This is a genomic window from Kribbella speibonae, from assembly GCF_004331375.1.
Taxonomy (GTDB): Bacteria; Actinomycetota; Actinomycetes; order Propionibacteriales; family Kribbellaceae; genus Kribbella; species Kribbella sindirgiensis.
Genome location: NZ_SJKC01000006.1, coordinates 41375 through 60312 on the forward strand (window position 1 = coordinate 41375; position 18938 = coordinate 60312).

The following is an 18938-nucleotide window of genomic DNA, read 5'->3' on the forward strand; positions in this document are numbered from 1 at the left end:
CCGAGTTGGGTCCCCGGCTGCGTTCTGAGCGCCGCGCGGGCCCCGCCCCGCTTCTCTGATGTCTGCAAAACCCTTTCACGACACCAGAGAGAAGAGAATCCTGAACGATTTCACCGCACAACTCATCGCGGAGTTCCGGGCGAACGACGGTCGCGTCGGCGGGCCTTTCGAGAACTCCAGGTTGTTGCTTTTGACAACCACCGGCGCGCGGACCGGGCAATCGCGCACCGCGATCCTCGGGTACTACCCGGACGGCGACCGCGTCCTCGTCGTCGGTTCGGCCGGCGGCAGCCAGAGGCACCCGGCCTGGTACCACAACCTGCTCGCCGATCCGTCGGTCCACGTCGACCTCGGCCTCTTCGAGTACGACGCCACAGCCGTCGTACTGCGGGGCGCCGAGCGGGACGAGGTGTTCGCGAGGCTCGTCGAGGCCGATCCGGGGTGGGGCGAGTACCAGGAGCAAACCACGCGGACCATTCCGGTGGTGGCGCTTGTTCAGCAACCGGGGCCACCAGTCCGAGGGTCCTTTGCCGAGATGCTGAAGACCATCCACGCAGCCTTCCGGCGGGAACTGGCCTTGATCCGGCACGAGATCGCGACGTCCGGGACCCTGGGCGCGCAGCTCCGTATCAACTGCCTCACCATGTGCCAGGGCCTGCACTACCACCACACCGGCGAGTCCACCGGGTTGTTCCCGGCCCTGGTCGAGCAGCACCCGGAGCTGACGGACGTGATCGCCGTATTGCAGAAGGAGCACGACGAGATCGCAGTGCTGCTCGCGGAGCTCGAGCAGTTGGTCAGTACAGACCTCCTGGGCCAGGTGGACGAGCTGATCGCTCGGCTCAACGCCCACCTGGACCGCGAAGAGGCAGCGCTCCTGCCTTATCTATAGGGGCTTGTGCGCCAGGAGAGCGTAGGAGTTGGGGAGCCGGCCGGACCACGCTGCGGCGGTTGTGTCGTCCTGCGGGCGCCAGAACGGCTCGGCGTACTCCTCGAGGATCTGGAGTCGTAGGCCGGCTCTGGTGACCGCGGTGACGATCTGGCCGAGTGTCCACTGCCACTCCTGGGCGCCGTTGCCCGGGAACGTGTCGTTGATGTGGGACTGGGCGAAGTAGCTCCGGTCCGGCCGGATCCGCGGCTCGTCCTCGTCCCAGGTCCAGAGCGGTACGGCCGGGTGGCCCTCGTACACGAAGAGGTGTCCACCCGGCCGCACCACGCGCGCCGCATCGCGCGCCCACGCGTCGATGTCGCGCATCCAGATCAGCGCGCCCTTGCCCGTGTACACGAGGTCGGCCGACGCATCTCTGATCGGTACGCCGGGAACCTCGGCCACGACGTACTGACAGCTCACTCCCACGTCCCCCGCCCGTCGCTGCGCAGCACCTGCCGCCACCGAGCTGTAGTCGACCCCCACGACGCTCTTGGCTCCGGCTTTCACCAGCGCCACATCATCCAACCCGTGCCCGCTCTGGAAGTGCACGACTACCGGAGCCTCCGCCAGCACGGGCGCCAACAGCTCCCGCTCCCGCGCGAACAACCTGCCTTCCCCACGAGCCTCTTCAAGCAGCTCGTCGTACTCCCGAACATGCTTCGTAGAAGCCTGCTCCCAGACAGCCCGGTTACCCGCCACCACCTTGTCCATACTCACAGTCAGCCTGACTCTTCGCCTGCGAGCAAGCGCATTTCACTCGTTGTGGAGCACCTCGGCGATGGTGGTGCGGGCGGCTGTGCGGGCCGGGAAGTAGGCGCCCGCGGCGGAGATGACGATGCCGGCGAGGACCAGCAGGGCGAGGAGGCCGGCTGGGTAGACGTCGAGCATGAAGTCCGGGAGTTCTATCTGGGCTCCGTTCGCCATGGCGGGGACGACCAGGCGGTGGGCGATGATGCCGACCGGGATGCCCAGCAGGCCGCCGATGGCTCCCAGCGCGATCATCGAGGTCACGACCATCCCGGTGACCTGTGCGGGCGTCATACCGATCGACTTGAGCATGCCCAGGTCGCGGCGGCGTTCGCGGGTGTTGAGGACGACGGTGTTGAACACACCGAGCGCCGCAACGGTCCCTAGCATCAGCGTGAGCAGTACGACGGTCGCGAGTACGACGGCCACGAAGGTGCCGGCGTCCTGACCCTCCGACTCCTGCAACCCGGAGTCCTTCGCCTGCACGGCTTTGACTACCGAGTCCAGATCCGTCCCGGGCTTCACGTTGACCTCGTACATGTTCGCCCGCAGCTCAGGTGCGATCAGCGCGAGTGTGGCCCAGTTGGACAGCACCTCGTCGGCGGAGTTGTACATCGCCTTCCCGACGATCTGCGCCCGTACCGTCTTGCCCTTCGACTGCAGTGTGATCGTGTCGCCGACGGCCAGACCGCGTTGCTTGAGGAAGCGTTCCGACACCACCACCTGGCCCGGGCCGTCGAACCAGCGCCCGGCGAGGATCCGGTAGCCGACCTGGTCGAAGTCCCCGCGGTAGAACGACACGCGGAGGTCGGCCTGCGTACCGGTCAGCCGCATCTCCAGGTCCGCCATCGCCGCCACGGACGTGACACCGGGCGCAGAACGCAATGCGGCCTCGTCCTCGGCATCGGTCAGCTTCGCACCAGGCGGCGCGTTCGGTCCTTCAGGCCCGGAGCCGTTGGGACCAGCGAAGATCGTCAGGTCAACAGCGCCCGCCCGACTCGCGGCGGTCTGGTACGTCGTCAGCGACTTCCCCAGCCCCACCGCCAGCGTCACGCTGGTGACACCGAGCACCACAGCCGCCAGAGTCAGCGCCGTACGTCCAGGACGAGCGAAGGGCAGTCCCAGCCCCAGACTGATCGGCCTGGGCAGCCGGGTGCCGCTCAGCCACCGCTGCACCCGCAGGCCTCGTCCAGCTCGCGGTGCGCTCCCGGCACTGATCGCCTGGGCTGCTGACAGGCTCCGGGCCCGCAGAGCCGGCAGGAAGGCGGAGAGTGCGACGAGCGCAGGTACGCCGACCAGCGTGGCCACGTCGACCCAGATCGGGACAGTGGTCCCGCCTGCGCCGTAGTTCTCGAAAGCCCTTGCCAGTAAGGAGGTGGCGAGTACGTTGCCTAGGACAACACCGCCCGCGCACCCGATGACAGCAGGGATCGAAATCATCCCGAGGTACACCGCCATCACCTGTGTCGGTGTGAACCCCAGTGACTTCAGCACACCGATGTGCTTGAACCCTGCGACCACTGCACCGCTGACGACGTTCGCCACGATCAGTACTGCGACAGCGAGGCCCAGCCACCCGAACACCATCAGGAACGGTACGAACGTGTTCGGCTGACCCGCTGTCAGCGCCCGCAACGCCAGGTACGACTGCGTACCCAGAAGGGCGTCGCTGGGCAGTCCTTTGGTCACAGCTTGCTGGCCTGCCGTCACCTCGGCGTTCGTGTCGGCGTGGGTGAAGCGGTAGAGCATCTGCGTCGACGTCGGGTGCAGCGCGTTCAGCTGCTCCGGCGTGACCCACGCATCGGCCGACTGGCTCACGCTGTACGCGAACCCGACGATGGTGAGCGTCTGACCGCCGGCAGTCATCGTCCCGTTCAGCTGCGGCGCACCGCGGCCGTTGGACTCGGTCGGGTTCCGGTTGAGCACGATCTCGCCGGGCTTGGTCGCCCAGCGGCCCTTCCACACGTTGAGCCGGTCGACAGCGCCACCGGGATCCGCGCGCCCCACGGTCACCAGTGACCCCATCATCGCGGGCTGCGCGAGCTCGAGCGTCGCCTGCGGGAACGGCCCGCCGACAGCCGCCGCACTCCGCGCAGCCTCGGTCAGCTGCGCATCAGTCACCTTGCTGCGGTCGTACGACGCAGTCAGCTGCGAGCCGCTCTGTTTCGCGTACGCGCGGTCGAACGGACCACTCGACGCGGCCAGCAGGCCTAGCGCGACGACGATCATCGTGGTGGAGAGCAGTACGACCACGCCGATCACCACGGTCTGCACACGACGCCGTCGTACGGCCGCTCGCGCGACAGGCCAGACGGCGCTCACGCCGTACGCTCCAGGCTGCGTTCGCCGGCGATCTGCCCGTCGACGAAGTCGATGACCCGACTGGCGCACCGTGTCGCGAGCTGCTGGTCGTGTGTCACCAGCAGGAGGGTCTGGCCGATCTGGTTGAGGTCCAGGAGCAGGTCCATCACCTGCTCGCCGGCACGAGTGTCGAGCGCACCTGTCGGCTCGTCGGCGAGGAGGATCGCTGGGCGGTTCATGAGCGCGCGGGCGACCGCGACTCGTTGCCGCTCACCACCACTCAGCTGCGAGGGGTAGATGTTGCGGCGACCGGCTATGCCCAGCTCCTCGAACAGCTCGAGTGCACGCTTCCGTGCGTGCGCCGCCGACGTACCGGTGAGCTGTGCGGCCAGTGCGACGTTGTCGAGCGCGGACAGGTCGTCCAGCAGGTTGAAGAACTGGAAGATCATGCCGATCCGTCGGCGCCGGAACAGCGCCAGCCCCTTCTCGTCAAGCGCGCCCAGGTCGTCGCCGTGCACCACGACGGACCCTGACGTCGGCCGGTCCAGTCCGGCGACCATGCTGAGCAGGGTCGACTTGCCACTGCCGGACGGTCCCATCACCGCGACCGCCTCACCGGCGTGGATCTCCAGCGACACTCCATCGAGTGCGGCGGATTCGCCGTACTCCTTGCGTACGGCGGTGAGCTGTACGACCGCCTGTCCGTTGTCCTCCGTCATGCTGCTCACGCTAGGGCCGGCAGGCGACCGCTGACGTCACGCTGCCGGGGTAATGTCGGCGCGCTGTCATCCTGGAGATGTACGGCGGTGCGTCTGGCGGATGATGCGATGTGGCGTACAGCTTTGGGACAGTGGTCTCGTGATGTGGTTCCTGGTGGTGCTGCTGGCGGTGGTGGCCGGTCTGCTCGCGCTCTTATGGTTGCGCGCTCAGCGTGCTCACGGTCGCGCGCTGGAGGAGCGCGGGTGGCTGCTGGAGCGGGAACGGGAGTCAGCGGCGCGCAAGGCGGTCGACGCGGAGCGGGCGCGGATAGCGCACGACCTGCACGACATCGTGAGCCACAACGTCAGTGTCATGGTCATCCAGACCGGTGCGGCCCGGCAGGTGCTGGGAACCTCACCGGACGAGGCGGAGGCAGCTCTACTCGCGGTAGAAGCCGCAGGCCGCGACACCATGGCTGAGCTGCGCCATCTGCTCGGGCTACTCGCACCGAAGGCTGACGGCGTCGAGGACGACGCCTTGGCCCCTCAGCCGAGCCTGACTCGTCTGAGCGAGCTGATCGACCGCATCGCGTTCGCGGGTCTACCTGTCGAGGTACGGATCTCCGGAGACCCGTACCCGTTGCCGACCGGCGTCGACGTCACGGCGTACCGCGTCATCCAGGAAGCGCTCACCAACGCCCTCAAGCACGGCGACGGTGTCAGGGCCGAGGTGACCGTCCGCTACGCGCCGCACGCGTTGCGGGTCGAAGTCCTCAACTCCGGTCCGAGCGTCCTGACTGGCAGCGGCCGTTCGGTGGTCTCCGAAGGCGACGGCCGTGGGCTCCTCGGCCTCAAGCAGCGCGTCGGCGTGTACGGCGGCCAGCTCGACGCCCGCCGGCGCCTCGGCGGCGGCTACCGCGTCCGCGCCAAGCTCCCGCTGGAACGCCCATGACGACCCGAGTGGTGATCGCTGACGACCAGGCCCTGGTACGCACCGGCTTCCGGATGATCCTCACTGCCCGGGGCATCGAGGTCGTGGGCGAGGCCGCGGACGGCTTGGAAGCGGTAGACGCCGTACGACGCCTGCACCCGGACGTCGTCCTGATGGACATCCGCATGCCCACCATGGACGGCCTGGAGGCCACCCGCCGCATCCTGGCCACCCCGACCGACTGCCGCGTCCTGATCCTCACCACCTTCGACCTGGACAGCTACGTGTACGCCGCACTGGCCGCCGGCGCCAGTGGCTTCCTCCTCAAGGACGTGACACCCGAACACCTGGCTGCGGCCGTCCGCCTGGTCACCACGGGCGACGCTCTCCTGTCCCCGTCCATCACCCGCCGCCTCGTCGAGCGCTTCGCCACCCCCGAACCCGCCCTCCACCGCGACTTGTCCAACCTCACGCCGCGCGAACTGGAAGTCCTCACCCTGATGGGCCAAGGCCGCTCCAACGCCGAAATCGCCACCGCCCTCACCCTCAGCGAAGCCACCGTCAAAACCCACGTGGCCCGGATCTTCGCCAAACTCAACCTTCGAGACCGCTCCCAAGCCGTGGTCCTCGCCTACGAAACCGGCCTCATCACCCCCGGCGACCATTGAGCGCGGGCAGTAGCCCAACGGTTGCTTACGGCAACCGTCGCTGGACCCGTGCCTACCTGCCCATCCAGGTTTAGCCTCGGTAATGGGGTGATGTGCTCCCCCCGTTCAGGAGTAGGGGGCAAGGGGATGACTGTCACGGTGACGACGCTGAAGGGCGTCGAGACGAAGATCGGCAACGAGATGCTCGAAGAGCTCCGGATGACGATCCGGGGTGACGTGCTGACGCCGGAGGACCCGGGCTATGCGGGGGTTCGCTCGGCCTACAACGCGATGTATCCGGGGAGGCCGTCGCTGGTCGTACGTCCCAGCGGCACCGCGGACGTGATCGGCGCGATCAATTTCGCCCGGGAGAACGGTCTCCTGGTCGCCGTTCGTGGAGGTGGTCACTCGGTCGCCGGGCTCTCGAGTGTCGACGGAGGGTTGCTCCTCGACCTCGCCCGGATGAACGGCGTCGACGTCGACCCCGAGGCCCGGACGGTGCGCGTCCAAGGTGGAGCGCTGATCGGCGACATGGACCACGAGACCCAGGCCTTCGGGCTCGTCGCCCCGAGCGGCGTCGTCTCCGACACCGGCGTCGCGGGGCTGACGCTCGGCGGTGGTGAGGGATGGGTTCGCCGTCAGTACGGGCTGGCGATCGACAACCTGTTGTCCGCGCAGGTGGTGTGCGCAGACGGGCAGGTCCGGACAGCGTCGGCGGACTCGAACCCTGATCTGTTCTGGGCGATCCGCGGCGGTGGCGGCAACTTCGGCGTGGTCACCTCGTTCACGTTCCAATGCCGGCCGGTGGGCCCGACGGTGGCGTTCGCCGGCGTCTTCCACCCTGTCGAGGACGCCGAGAACGTGTACCGGCAGTTCCGCGACTGGGCCGCGACGGTGCCCGACGAGATCTCGGCCCTGATCGGATGTACGACGCTTCCGGCCAGCGAGCACACACCGCCGCAGATCCACAACGTACCGATGATCGTCACCGGCGCCGTGTACTCCGGCGACCCGGAGGAAGGCATGAGGATCATTCAGCCGCTCCGCGACATCGGTACGCCGCTCGTCGACATCTCCGGCCCGCTCCCGTTCGTCGGTGTCCAGACCGCCTTCGACGAGTTCTTCCGGCGCGGAACGCTGCGCAGCTACTGGAAGTCGACGTTCGTGGAGGACCTCACCGACCCGGTACTCGACATCATCGTGGCCAAGGCCCGCACGCGACCGCACGACCGGGTCTTCGTGGTCACCTTCCTGATGGGCGGCGCGATCAACCAGGTCGGAGCAACAGACACCGCCTACAGCGAGCGGTCGGCGAAGTGGATGGTGTCGATCGACGGCAACTGGGAGGACGCCGCTGACGACGACAAGGTCATCTCGTGGGTCCGCGGCGCGTGGGGCGAGGTCCACGAGCACGGAACCGGTTCGCTGTACCTGAACTTCAACAGCGTCGCCGACGAGGCAGTCACCGTGGGCGTCGAGAGCGCTTTCGGCGCCAACCTAGAACGGCTCGCCGCGATCAAGGCGACGTACGACCCGGACAACTTCTTCCGCCTGAACAACAACATCACCCCGGGAGCCTGAGAGAAGGGCCGGGCGCACCAAGCGTCCGGCCCTTATGGGGGCGCCGGTGACCCGTGGCTCGCCGACAATCAGCGCGTGCAGATCAATCGCCGTGCGTTCGGGACGCTGGCCGGCGGCGTCGTACTCGGAGTTCTGACCGGATGCGACAAACCCGACGCCGCAGCGAGCCTCCTGGAGTGGATGCGCCGGCTCGACGGTGTCGAGAAGGCTGAGCTGGCTGGTCCCGCCGACAGCCGGCACATCCTCATGACGCTGGCGAAGCAGCGGTCGGACGAGGACGTGACCGCGTTGATCGCCAAGATCAGAGAGGAGTACGCGCAGCGCGAAGACGAGGACCTCCCCAGGGTTGAGCTGGAGATCGACACGTTCCGCGCCGAGTTCTACATGTCGCTTCCAGACCGGAACGAGGACGTGGAGCGAGTGCTCTGGCTCCGTCGTGACGGCCGGGCGACGGCGTCCAGGTACGGATCGTCGGGACTGCTCGTGACCGCTCCACCGGCCGCGGTGGCCGGCGTTGCCGTCGGACTGGACGAGGTGGTGCCGAGCAAGGACGGCCGGCGTACGCATCGGGTCGAATCCAGTGATCGGCAGGTCGTCGTCGAGTGGACCGACTGCCCCAGCCTCGGCTTCCGCCTCGATCGTGCCGCGACCCGGCATTTCGCCGACCTCCAGCGGCGGTACCCCCACCTGACCGGGTGGACCGCGGCGCCGGACAGCGGGGCGGGGATCTACTTCTCGGCCGCTGACATCGGCCTGGACGCCCTGCTCAAGGCGTTGCCGACCCTGGCGATCGCGCGGCAGTTCGGGGATCTGAAGCTCGGCTGGGGACCGGCCCGGGCGCGCTACACCGACTTCGCGAAGGCGTTCACTCCTCAGGTCCGCAGACTGACCGCGGACCTGATGAAGATCCCCGACGTCATTCAGATCGATCTCGGTGCCGACAGGCCGAGATCGGTCACCGTGCGGAACGGCGCCGGGTACGTCGCCGCGGTTGCGAGCCTGCGCAAAGGCTGGGGCTCCTATCTGCCGATCGACCTGATCAGAGGGCAATCGCGATTCGTCGGGCAACTGGGCAACCCGGTCTTCACGGGCTCGCCGTTCGACACCGGCCCGCAGTACCGGGTCCATGTGGCTGTTGCCGACGTCGCCGGGGTGACCGGGATTCGGGTCGGCCCGGCATCCGCCAACCTGACCATCGCCCACGACATCACCGACGCCGACCTCACCGCGGCCCTCAAGGCGATGACCGAACTCCCGGCCACACACCAGATCAACCTGTACGTGAGCCCGGATCCGGACATGCTCGCCTCCGCGGTCCTGGGTCAGGTGGTCAGCCGCACCTACGTACCCCCAAGCCCCACCCCGGCCGAAGTCCCTCCGAGCCTGATCACCCGCGTCACCAAGACCTGCGCCCGCGTATTCCAGCCCTGAACCTGTTGCCGATTGGCTTCTGGGTCAACTAGATTCGCCCCTTCTCGATCACGGGGGACCGGTCGCCATGCGTGATGAAACGGTATGCATTCTGTGTGCGGCGCGCGGACCTTTCCGCCGTCGCTTCACGAAGGACGGCTACGGAATCGCCGAGTGCCAGGCGTGCGGCCTCGTTCAGCTCCAACCCACACCGACCCCGGAAACCCTCCGGGCCCTGTACGAGACGGACTCGTACTTCGGCGGCGACGGTTCCGGCTACTCGGAGTACGAGAGCCAGGAGCCCGAGTACCTCGCAACCTTCCGGGAGGACGTCCGCCGGATCGCCGAGTTCGTCCCGTCCGGCAAGGTGCTGGAGGTGGGCTGCGGCTACGGCTACTTCCTGCAGTGCGCCCTGCAGGCCGGATACGACGCCTACGGCATCGATCTCTCACCAACCGCGGTCAAGTGGGCCTCAGAACGGCTACCGAACCGGGTCTTCTGCGGCTTGCTCGAGGAGGTGCCGGAGATCCAGGAGCAGCAGTACGACGTGATCTTCGGATCGCATCTCATTGAGCACCTCACCGAACCGGGTGCCTTCCTCGAACGCGCCGGCAGCCTGCTCCGGCCGGGCGGCCTGCTCGTCCTGGTAACGCCCAACATCAGAAGCCTGCTGTCCCGGGCATCCGGCCGACGCTGGGTCTCCTACAAGATCCCCGAACACGTCAGCTACTACGACCCCGACACCATCGCAGCCCTCCTGAAGCGAGCCGGCTTCACCGTAAGCGCCGTCGACAGCGCCTACCAGTACTACGCCCTCCCGTTCGTAGCCACCCGCCTACGCGAACTCCTCGCCCCCGCCTCCCGCCTCATCCCACCCATCGAGCGCCTCCCAGCCCTCCACACCCGCCGAATCCGCGTAACCAGCGGCTCAATGCGAGTGGTTGCAGTCCGGTAGCTCGCTGACCCCCGGTGTACGGGCGAGGTACGGGCAGCGATCCGACTGGGCCGGCTCATAAAGTCACCGGCGTCAACGGGCGGACTCGCGGAGAAGAGGCAGTCAATTGAAGAAGAAGCTGAGAATTCTGACCTTGGCGGTGCTGTCCCTTGCGACGGTGCTATCCGTGGGCGTCATCTCGAAGGCCGAGCAAAGTGACGCGGTGTCGTACCTGGCTCAGGGAACGAACTACCAATTCCGGGACAGCGTCATTTCTTATCGCACCTTCAGCGGGAACGGCGGCGTGATCAAGCTCTCCTACTACGCTTCCTGCGACTACGGCGTGTTGTCCGCAGGCGGTTACTGGGACGTGAGACTGCAGAAGCTCGTCAACGGCGTGTGGGGCGATGCGAAACAGACGAAGGACGTCCCCTGCACCACCTACAAGACCGTAGACACTTTGTCCTTCGGGACAGTGGCCAGCGGCACCTACCGAGTCCGCTTCAACAAGGTCACCAAATCCGGCCTCGTAACAATCCACTCCTGGGGCGCCTACCGCGGCTAGCGCTTCGTTCCAGGAGTTCGGATGACATCGGACAAGACCCAGCGCAAGCAGGACCTCCCTCAAACCCGCGACACTAGGCTGTTGCGCGCAGTACGGCAATTGCCATCGCGACGTGCAAGCGTTCGACAAACGCGTTGCCCCCGCTGCGGTTGATACCGAGGTGCGTCTGATCACCGCCGTGCGTTGTCACCATGAAGCCCAGACTTGCATGGACATTGGCGATCTGGGTCAGATTCCAGGCGAGGACCTGCGGCAACGGGTTGACGAACAACAGGCGCGCGTCGGTGATCACCAGCGCGCAGTTCTCCACTGTGTTCAACGGTTCGACGCCGGCGCTGACGATGTGCTGAACTCGCTCAGTCTCCGGTAGATGCTCGTCGAGAATCTTCATTGCGCTCAGGCCGGTGCCGCCGAGCTTGGCTTGGACGTCGGCTGAGGCAGCCTCCATGGCAACGATGATGTCGGGGCGCACGACGAGTCCTTTCTGGTGACCAGATCGAGGCATATCGCTGGTCTGTGATCGCGGTTCAGCCGGAGGGTGAGACATCGGGATCTCAGGGATGTCGAAAGTCGGCGAAATTGCTCCTGTTCCCGGAGCCGGACTCGACATGGTCGGCCTGGAGACCGGCGGCTTCGGTGCGAGGTAGGCGTCCCAGTCGCGGGTTGACTCCGCCGGCGGAACGTGCCGGTATTCCGGTCTCAGGGCTCGCCGAATGAGCGCGTATCCGCCGTAACCACCGGCTGCAGCCAGCACCCAACAAACCAATGCTTGACCCTGATGCGTTGCCGCTACCGCACCGACCACAAGCCGCACAGTGATGAGCCAGCAAACCACTGCCAGCCCTACCAGCGTTCCCCTCATACATTCCCCCACGTGCCGCCCTTGCCGGCCATTGAACCCCGGCCCGCCACCCTTGGCCAGGGTTCGATCAGCCGTGCTTTCCGAGCACGAGGAGACTGAGGTTTCTCAGCTTGGGGGGTCTTGAGACCTTCGCCGAGGCCGTGAACGCTCAGAGGGCCGGCCGCGACTGCGGTCGACCCTCTGTGTTCCCTGGCGGAGGATACGAGATTCGAACTCGTGAGGGGTTGCCCCCAACACGCTTTCCAAGCGTGCGCCCTAGGCCTCTAGGCGAATCCTCCAAGCGGAGAGAATACCGAGGCGGCGCGGGATTCCGAAATCGGGTGTGAACCTGGAGGCGGGCCGGCGCGACTGTGGGGTGAGGGAGGTGGCGTGTGGAGTCGGCTTGGGTGGCTGTGGTGGTGCGGGCTCAGGTGGGGGACCGGGAGGCGGTTGCTGAGCTGGTGCGGGGGTGGCACGAGGCGGTGTGGGGGTACGTGCGCCACATGCTCGGGCAGGCTGACCTGGCCGATGACGTGTCGCAGGAGGTGTGGTTGGCCGTCGTACGTGGGCTGCCGCGGCTCAAGGAGCCGGAGCGGTTCGCTGCGTGGCTCTTCACCATCGCCCGGCGCAGTGTGGTCAACCAGCTGAGGCAGCGGTACGCCGAACAGCCGCACGTCGACGTAGACGAGGAACCCGACCCGGCGGACCACGTGGTCGAGCGGATCGACGTACGGCGGTTGCTGGGCGGGGTGCCTGTGATGGAGCGGGAGGTGCTGGTGCTGTTCCACCTGGAGGACCTCAGCTTGGAGGAGTGCGCGGAGGTGCTCGGCGTACCGGTGGGGACCGTCAAGTCGCGTCTGTACCGAGCACGCCGGCTGTTGCGAGAGGAGGCAGGGTCGTGATCTCAGCAGAGGAAACCATCGCGGGACTGCATGACTCGCTCTCACTGCGGCGACGCGTCCGGTCCGTGGTCCAGCTCTGCGGTGCGGGTGCTGTGGTCGCACTGGTCGGAGTGCTCTGGCTGACCGAGGACAGGTTGCCGGCACGGGCACAGGTCGGATTCGCCGCCATCCTGCTCGTCGGGCTCGGTGTCATGGCCAGAGCGGTCTACGTACTTCGTCAGCGCGGTCACCTGTTCGCCAAGGACCGAGTGATCGCCGGCTGGATCGCCTCCGGTTTCGCCGTACTCCTGTCGATCGGACTCGCACTCGCCGGGCACGGCCGACTCGGCCTGCCGTTCGTACCAGCAGCAGTGGCTTACCTCTTGTTCACCCATCTAGCAAAGAGACGACTGGAGCGACGATGAAACCGATCGGACCATTGGCCATTGCCCTGAGGCGCTTCGGCACCAAGCGCGCCGGCCTAGTGATCGCAGCCGTGCTAATCCTGCTGCTGGTGGTGGGGCTGCTCATCTAGGGTCGGCTGCATGGAGTTGCGCCCGATCACCCCGGGGGACGTCGACGCGGTGCAGGAGCTGATCGAGTCGGATCCGGCGTACACGGAGCGGATCACCGGGTACCCGCCCGGCGAGGCGGATGCGCAGAGTCTGTTGATGATGCGGCCGGACGGCCTCGCTGAGGACGCGAAGGTCGTGTTGGGCGCGTTCGCCGGGCGTCAACTCGTCGCCGTTGTCGATCTGCTCAGGGGGTTCCCGAACGAGCGCACCGCGTTCATCGGTCTCCTCGAGGTGCACTCGGACCACCAGGGCCGCGGCCACGGCAGAACGACGTACGAGCTCGTCCAGCGGTACGTCGAGAGCACGTGGCCTGAGATCCGGATGATGCGGCTGGCCGTGGTGGACACGAACGCACAGGTCGCTACCGGTTTCTGGCAGCGCCAGGGTTTTCAGGCGACTGGTGAGGCACGCCCGTACCGCTACGACAAGCTCGAGTCGACCGCCCGCCTGTACGAGAAACAGCTACCCGAGGAGGGTGGGGGCTAGTGCGCGCCACTGCTCGATTGGCTGGGGGCCGGTGACTCCGGTGATGACGTTGACTGCGACGTGGTCGGCGCCTGCGTCGAGGTGCTCGGTCAGCTTGGTCCTGATGTCGGCCGGGCTGCCCCAGGCGGCGAGTGAATCGATCATGTGGTCCGGCAGCGAGGACAGGTCGCTTTCACTGAACCCCTGGCGCTTGAGCGAGCTCATGTAGCCAGGGATGGTCGTAAAGAAGCTGATGGTGTCCCGTGCGATCGCCCGGGCTCGGTCGGCGTCTGACTCCAGTACCACGAGGTGGCTGACGGCGAGGAGCTTGTCCGGCCCCAGGACCTTCCGTGCCTCGGCGGAGTACGCCGCACTGGTCAGGAACGGGTACGCGCCGGCGGACCGGTCCGCAGCGAGCTTCAGCATCCGGGGACCGAGCGCAGCGAGCAGCCGGTGCTCGACAGGTACGTCAAGCTCGTCCAGGTACGCGTTGAGCGTGGCGATCGGCTTGGCCCCATGTGCTCCACCCAGACCGACAGTGAACCGTCCCGGCGCGGAAGCCTCCAGCGCGGCGTACGTCGTACTCACGTCGACCGCGCTGTACTTCACCACCGCCAGGATCCCGCTGACGAACTTGATCGCCGTCGTCGCACCCACCAGATCGGTGATGGTCTGCAACCCGGGCAGCGGCCCGCCGGACAGCCAGATCGCCGGGTACCCGAGCTCCTCGGCCGCCCGCGCCGCCGCAATGGACTCCGCACTGCTGTCGAGCCCTGTCGTGATCCCGAAAGGCCCGAATTGATGATCCGTCACCCACCAAGCTTGACCCTCACACCCGGACCGCGCACGTCTGTTCGCTGAGAGCTCAGAGGCCGGCGAATGCACCGGCGGATTTCGGTCGCGGTGATGGGATCCCGTACACTCATGGCTGGTTCCCCGCGTGGCGGTATCTTGCCCAATCCCCCCAGGGCCGGAAGGCAGCAAGGGTAAGTGAGCTCTTCCGGGTGCGCGGGGAATCCTCATGTCCGGGCACTGTCTAGGCTTGGTCCTCCCGAGACAGAGGAGCGCGATGAACCCCGAGAGCCGTTACCTGCAGGAACTGATCATCGCGGAGCTCGGTGTGCCCGCGGCGTTCGACGTGGACAACGAGGTCGAGCAGCGGGTGGAGTTCCTCGCCGACCGGCTCCGGCGGACCGGCGCGACGGCGTACGTGCTCGGGATCAGTGGCGGTGTCGACTCCGCCACGGCGGGCCGCCTCTGCCAGCTCGCGGCGGGGCGGGTCCGGTCGGAGGGCGGTCAGGCGACGTTCGTCGCGATGCGGCTGCCGTACGGCGTGCAGGCCGACGAGGCGGACGCCCAGCGCTCGCTCGAGTTCATCAAGCCCGACGAGACCCTGGTGGTCGACGTGAAGCCGGCGACGGACGCCATGGTCGAGGCGGTGCGGCACTCCGGTCTGGGCGACCGGGAGGACTTCCACGTCGGCAACATCAAGGCTCGTCAGCGCATGGTCGCGCAGTACCTCGTGGCCGGCGCCCGCGGCGGTCTGGTGGTCGGCACGGACCACGCGGCAGAGGCGGTGATGGGGTTCTTCACCAAGTACGGCGACGGCGCCTGCGATCTGACCCCGCTGTCCGGGCTCTCCAAGCGTCGCGTTCGCGCGGTCGGCGAATGGCTCGGCGCCTCCCCGGAGATCACGGGCAAGGTGCCCACCGCAGACCTGGAGACCAATAACCCGGGCGTCCCCGACGAGGCCGTGCTGGGCGTGACCTACGACGAGATCGACGACTTCCTCGAGGGCCACGACGTGGACGAGAAGGCCGCGACCACGATCATCGCGACGCACCGCCGTACGGCTCACAAACGAGCCGTCCCCCTCGCCTTCAGCTGAGGAACTCGGTCACCAGCCGCGCGAAGAGCTCGCCCTGCTCGGCGTGCACGAAGTGCCCGGCGCCGGCCGCGTAGTAGTAGGTGCCGTCCGGTACGTCGGAACGGAACAGCTCGAACTCCCGCGGGCTGGTGGCCGGGTCGTGCTCGCCCTTGATCAGGAGAGCCGGCTGGGTCAGCTGAGCGAAGTGCTGCAGGAGGGGCTCGACGAAGCTGGGTGACTTGGTGATCTCGCCGGAGAACTGACCGGAGCGCTCGTGGTACTCGTCGGAGAGCTCAGTGCCGGCGGGTAGCTGCAGGTCCTGATAGTCCGGGCCGAGGTACATCCCCATGCGCTTGTCGCCGAGCTGGGCGAGCAGTGCGATCCGCTCGTCCCACATCTGCTTGGTTGCCGGCCCGGTGTGCGGGGGGAGCTCGGCTCCCGGTAGCAGCGGCAGTGCGGCGCGGACGAGGTTCTCGGTGGCGAGTGCCATGTCCCAGGCGGGGTTCTCGAAGACGACCCGGGTGATCGAGCCTGGGTGCCTGACGGCGTACCGGAGCGCCAGGCGTCCGCCGTACGAATGACCGAGCAGCGCCCACCGCTCGATGCCTAGCTGCTCGCGTAGGGCCTCGAAGTCGGCGATCAGGTCTTGTTCGTCGACTGGTCCGGTGAGTGGGTCGGACCGCTGCACGCCGCGCTGGTCGACACCGATCAGGTGGAAGTCGCCGGCGAGCCGGTCGCCCTGGAACGCCATGAAGTCGTACGAGCCCGCACCAGGGCCGCCGTGGATGAAGAGCAGTGGCGGCGCGTCGGTACTGCCGCGCTGGTCGACGTACAGCCTGGTGTCGCGGACCTCCGTCAGCATGAGCGGAGCGTAGTGCGTGCCTGGCTCAGGCGGTGTGGGCGAGTTGGAGTTGGCGGACGCGGTTGGCGAGGCGGGCCAGGCGGATGGTGGCGATGTTCCGGTACGCGGGGCGTAGGACGGTCGCGAGCGGTCCGGACTGCTCGAACGTGTGGGTCACGCGGCTGTCGGCTCCGATGGTCCAGGTGCCGACCTCACGGAAGCCCGGGACCTGCCAGACGATCTCGACGCGGTCCACCTCGACCACCGTGTACTGCAGCTCGCCGGAGAAGCCCGGGCGCACGCGGAGCGCGTAGCGGGTCCCCGGGTTCGTCTCGCGGGGGCCGTCGATCGCGATGAACGCCTCGTTCCACTCCGGCAGGCCCAGGGCGTCCAGCAGCACCTGCCGGATCGCCGCCTGGCCGGCGTGGATGGTCTCGGTGGCCTGTTCCATGACTAGTTCTCCTGGTGGGCGAGTGCGGGACCCCGACGGCGGGCCAGGGCAGCCCCGGTCGGGAAGGCGTCGGCGAGCGAACGAAGGGTCGAGATCGTCTCGTCGAGCGCCTGGCCGGCGAGACGGTCGTCCATGGTGCGGTGCAGCCGGTTCTCCGCGGTGATGATGCGGCGGTGCAGCGCGCGGCCCTGCGGAGTCAGGCTGAGCGCGAGATAACGCCGGTCGATCGTGTCGATGCCCCGTTTCACCAGGCCCTGGGCGACGAGCCGGTCGACGAGACGGCTCGGGCTGTTGCCTGTCTCGCAGACGAGCAGTCCGCCGAGCGCGTTCAGCGTCAGTGGGCCGTGGTCACGGAGCACGCGCAGAACCTCTGCCTGGGAAGGCGTGATGCCCAGCGGGCGCAGCTCCGCGGCGAGCAGGCGGTTGCCCTCACGCTGGATCGCCAGCACGAGATAACGAAGCTCCTCGACAACCTTCATGCCAGACATATTACACGACACGTGTGTCATGTCATCTATTGATTCTGAGTGTCTCGCGGACTGTTGCCTGAGGCGACAGTTCCGGAAAAGTTCCGGATGAGTGCCGGAGAAAGTCCGGTTGAGGTCATGGTCAAGGTGACATCGCGACTGGCACAGTGTCTGCATGAAGGGTCTGATGCAGAGTTACCAGCTGTCCCTGGACACGATCTTCCGGCGGGCTGAGCAGTTCTACCCGGACAAGACCGTCTATACGGGCGGTCCGGCGCCGACAAAGGTGACGTACGGCGAGTGGGCGGACCGGACCAGACGCCTGGGCGGGGTGCTGGACACGCTCGGGATCAGCCCGGACGGCCGCGTCGCCACCTTCGCGTGGAACTCGGGGCGTCACCTCGAGCTGTACTTCGCGGCGCCCTGCACCGGCCGGGTGCTGCACACGCTGAACATCAGACTCTTCCCCGACCAGGTCGTGTACATCGCGAACCATGCGGAGGACGAGGTCGTGTTCGTCGACCGGTCGCTGCTCGGGTTGTTCTTGCCGTTGCTGGAGCGACTGCCGGAGGTTCGTCACGTCGTCGTGATGGACGACCTGCCACCCGGCGCGCCGTCGGCGGAGATCCCGGACGACCCGCGGTTCCACGACTACGAGGAACTGCTCGCCGCGGCCCAACCGGTGGAGTTCCACGTCGAGGACGAGAACCAGGCCGCCGCGATGTGTTACACGAGCGGTACGACGGGAAACCCGAAGGGCGTCGTTTACTCACACCGGTCCACCTGGCTGCACTCGATCGGTGTCCTGACCAACGCCGGGATCGGACTCGCCGAGACGGACACAGTGATGCCGGTCGTGCCGATGTTCCACGCGAACGCCTGGGGTCTGGCGCACGCGGCGCCGATGGCCGGCGCGTCACTGGTGTTCCCAGGACCGGACATGAGCCCGCAGGGGATTCTCAAACTGCTCCAGGAGCAGGAGGTCACGCTGTCGGCGGGCGTACCAACGATCTGGCAAGGGCTGCTGCCGCTGCTGGACGGGGTGGAGCTGCCGAAGCTGCGGCGGATTCCGTGCGGTGGTTCCGCCGTACCGGAGGCGCTGTCGGAGGCGTTCCGTGCGAAGTTGGGCCGGCCGATCCTGCAGGCGTGGGGGATGACGGAGACGAGCCCGGTGGCGACGGCGGCGCACGTCGCCGCGCGGAACAAGGACCTTCCCGAGGAAGAGCAGGCGCACCTGCGAGCGCGGGCCGGTCTGCCGTTGCCGGGCGTCGAGGTGCGGATCGTCGAGCCCGGTTCGATCACGCCGTTGCCGTGGGACGACGACGTGACTGGCGAGCTGCAGGTGCGTGGTCCGTGGATCGCCGCGGAGTACTACCGGCCGGACGACGGGGTGCAGCTGAACACCGAGGACGGGTGGATGAAGACCGGGGACGTCGCCGCGATCGATCAGTACGGGTCGGTGCGGATCGTCGACCGGACGAAGGACCTGGTGAAATCCGGCGGCGAGTGGATCAGCTCGGTCGAGCTGGAGAACCTGCTGATGGCCCATCCCGCGGTGAAGGAGGCCGCGGTGATCGGCGTACCGCATCCGAAGTGGGACGAGCGGCCGCTCGCCTGCGTCGTCCTCCAGGAGGGCGCGAGCGCGACGGGCGACGAGATCCTCGAGTACCTGCAGCCGCTGGTGGCCAAATGGTGGCTCCCGGACGCGGTCGAGTTCATCGACGAGGTGCCGAAGACGTCAGTCGGCAAGTTCTCGAAGAAGGACCTCCGCAGCCGCTTCGCCAACTACCACCTCAAGTAAAAAT

At 67.3% G+C, this 18938-nt stretch carries 20 protein-coding genes, 1 tRNA gene and 1 other RNA gene; 13 read left to right on the top strand and 9 right to left on the bottom strand.

Going from position 1 to position 18938, the window contains the following annotated elements; translation table 11 throughout:
• Window positions 1–58: 58 nt before the first annotated feature.
• The gene (locus tag E0H92_RS34600; RefSeq protein ID WP_275670121.1) at window positions 59–892 is read left to right on the top strand and encodes a nitroreductase/quinone reductase family protein; all 834 of its coding nucleotides are present in this window, start codon (window positions 59–61) and stop codon (window positions 890–892) included.
• Here E0H92_RS34600 and E0H92_RS34605 read toward each other — a convergent pair.
• From E0H92_RS34605 to E0H92_RS34615, 3 genes are read right to left on the bottom strand one after another with little or no spacing between them, the layout of a single operon-like run.
• Complete coding sequence (locus tag E0H92_RS34605) at window positions 887–1642, bottom strand: class I SAM-dependent methyltransferase (protein ID WP_131499233.1); 756 nt, start codon at window positions 1640–1642, stop codon at window positions 887–889. The genes E0H92_RS34600 and E0H92_RS34605 overlap by 6 nt on opposite strands.
• A 42-nt stretch (window positions 1643–1684) precedes the next feature.
• Window positions 1685–4000, bottom strand: a complete 2316-nt coding sequence (locus tag E0H92_RS34610; protein WP_131499234.1) for an ABC transporter permease — start codon at window positions 3998–4000, stop codon at window positions 1685–1687.
• Entirely contained in the window at window positions 3997–4698 is a 702-nt protein-coding gene (locus tag E0H92_RS34615; protein WP_131499235.1) for an ABC transporter ATP-binding protein, read from the bottom strand. The genes E0H92_RS34610 and E0H92_RS34615 overlap by 4 nt, the downstream gene beginning before the upstream one ends.
• A gap of 142 nt (window positions 4699–4840) precedes the next feature.
• On the opposite strand from E0H92_RS34615, the gene E0H92_RS34620 reads away from it, so the two are divergent.
• From E0H92_RS34620 to E0H92_RS34645, 6 genes are all read left to right on the top strand, one after another.
• On the top strand, window positions 4841–5629 hold the full coding sequence (locus tag E0H92_RS34620) for a sensor histidine kinase (protein WP_131499466.1): 789 nt from the start codon (window positions 4841–4843) through the stop codon (window positions 5627–5629).
• On the top strand, window positions 5626–6276 hold the full coding sequence (locus E0H92_RS34625; RefSeq protein ID WP_131499236.1) for a response regulator: 651 nt from the start codon (window positions 5626–5628) through the stop codon (window positions 6274–6276). Before E0H92_RS34620 ends, E0H92_RS34625 begins: the two co-directional genes overlap by 4 nt.
• Window positions 6277–6402: 126 nt before the next feature.
• Entirely contained in the window at window positions 6403–7836 is a 1434-nt protein-coding gene (locus tag E0H92_RS34630; RefSeq protein ID WP_131499237.1) for an FAD-binding oxidoreductase, read from the top strand.
• Window positions 7837–7911: 75 nt separating this feature from the next.
• Window positions 7912–9267: a hypothetical protein gene (locus E0H92_RS34635; protein WP_131499238.1), complete on the top strand. Its 1356-nt coding sequence runs from the start codon at window positions 7912–7914 to the stop codon at window positions 9265–9267.
• 67 nt (window positions 9268–9334) lie between these two features.
• Window positions 9335–10201, top strand: a complete 867-nt coding sequence (locus tag E0H92_RS34640) for a class I SAM-dependent methyltransferase (RefSeq protein ID WP_131499239.1) — start codon at window positions 9335–9337, stop codon at window positions 10199–10201.
• Window positions 10202–10307: 106 nt separating this feature from the next.
• On the top strand, window positions 10308–10745 hold the full coding sequence (locus tag E0H92_RS34645) for a hypothetical protein (RefSeq protein WP_131499240.1): 438 nt from the start codon (window positions 10308–10310) through the stop codon (window positions 10743–10745).
• A 73-nt stretch (window positions 10746–10818) separates the two neighbouring features.
• On the opposite strand, the gene E0H92_RS34650 is transcribed toward E0H92_RS34645, so the two are convergent.
• Together E0H92_RS34650 and E0H92_RS34655 are read right to left on the bottom strand one after the other, a co-directional pair.
• Window positions 10819–11217 (bottom strand): hypothetical protein, encoded by a 399-nt coding sequence (locus tag E0H92_RS34650; RefSeq protein WP_131499241.1) that lies wholly within the window; start codon window positions 11215–11217, stop codon window positions 10819–10821.
• 580 nt (window positions 11218–11797) lie between these two features.
• A tRNA-Ser gene (locus E0H92_RS34655) sits at window positions 11798–11885 on the bottom strand.
• A gap of 93 nt (window positions 11886–11978) precedes the next feature.
• Between E0H92_RS34655 and E0H92_RS34660 the strand changes: the two genes are divergently transcribed.
• From E0H92_RS34660 to E0H92_RS34670, 3 genes are all read left to right on the top strand, one after another.
• Entirely contained in the window at window positions 11979–12488 is a 510-nt protein-coding gene (locus E0H92_RS34660; protein WP_165550158.1) for an RNA polymerase sigma factor, read from the top strand.
• A complete protein-coding gene (locus tag E0H92_RS34665; protein ID WP_131499242.1) occupies window positions 12485–12892 on the top strand; it encodes a hypothetical protein in 408 nt (135 codons plus the stop codon). The genes E0H92_RS34660 and E0H92_RS34665 overlap by 4 nt, the downstream gene beginning before the upstream one ends.
• A 120-nt stretch (window positions 12893–13012) precedes the next feature.
• Window positions 13013–13528, top strand: a complete 516-nt coding sequence (locus tag E0H92_RS34670; RefSeq protein ID WP_131499243.1) for a GNAT family N-acetyltransferase — start codon at window positions 13013–13015, stop codon at window positions 13526–13528.
• Here E0H92_RS34670 and E0H92_RS34675 read toward each other — a convergent pair.
• Complete coding sequence (locus E0H92_RS34675) at window positions 13505–14320, bottom strand: TIGR03620 family F420-dependent LLM class oxidoreductase (protein ID WP_165550159.1); 816 nt, start codon at window positions 14318–14320, stop codon at window positions 13505–13507. The two genes, E0H92_RS34670 and E0H92_RS34675, sit on opposite strands and share 24 nt — an antisense overlap.
• Window positions 14321–14434: 114 nt before the next feature.
• Here E0H92_RS34675 and ffs point away from each other — a divergent pair.
• Window positions 14435–14531, top strand: an RNA gene (ffs, locus tag E0H92_RS34680) — signal recognition particle sRNA small type.
• A 45-nt stretch (window positions 14532–14576) separates the two neighbouring features.
• Window positions 14577–15395, top strand: a complete 819-nt coding sequence (gene nadE, locus E0H92_RS34685; RefSeq protein ID WP_131499245.1) for an ammonia-dependent NAD(+) synthetase — start codon at window positions 14577–14579, stop codon at window positions 15393–15395.
• Here nadE and E0H92_RS34690 read toward each other — a convergent pair.
• The 3 genes from E0H92_RS34690 to E0H92_RS34700 are packed head-to-tail and all read right to left on the bottom strand — an operon-like array spanning window position 15388 to window position 17145.
• Window positions 15388–16236, bottom strand: coding sequence for an alpha/beta fold hydrolase (locus E0H92_RS34690; protein ID WP_131499246.1), 849 nt, complete (start codon window positions 16234–16236; stop codon window positions 15388–15390). The genes nadE and E0H92_RS34690 overlap by 8 nt on opposite strands.
• A gap of 25 nt (window positions 16237–16261) precedes the next feature.
• Entirely contained in the window at window positions 16262–16666 is a 405-nt protein-coding gene (locus E0H92_RS34695) for an SRPBCC family protein (RefSeq protein WP_131466754.1), read from the bottom strand.
• Between the two features lie 2 nt (window positions 16667–16668).
• On the bottom strand, window positions 16669–17145 hold the full coding sequence (locus E0H92_RS34700) for a MarR family winged helix-turn-helix transcriptional regulator (RefSeq protein WP_131292777.1): 477 nt from the start codon (window positions 17143–17145) through the stop codon (window positions 16669–16671).
• A gap of 163 nt (window positions 17146–17308) precedes the next feature.
• Between E0H92_RS34700 and E0H92_RS34705 the strand changes: the two genes are divergently transcribed.
• The gene (locus tag E0H92_RS34705) at window positions 17309–18934 is read left to right on the top strand and encodes a long-chain fatty acid--CoA ligase (RefSeq protein WP_165550160.1); all 1626 of its coding nucleotides are present in this window, start codon (window positions 17309–17311) and stop codon (window positions 18932–18934) included.
• Window positions 18935–18938 lie beyond the last annotated feature (4 nt).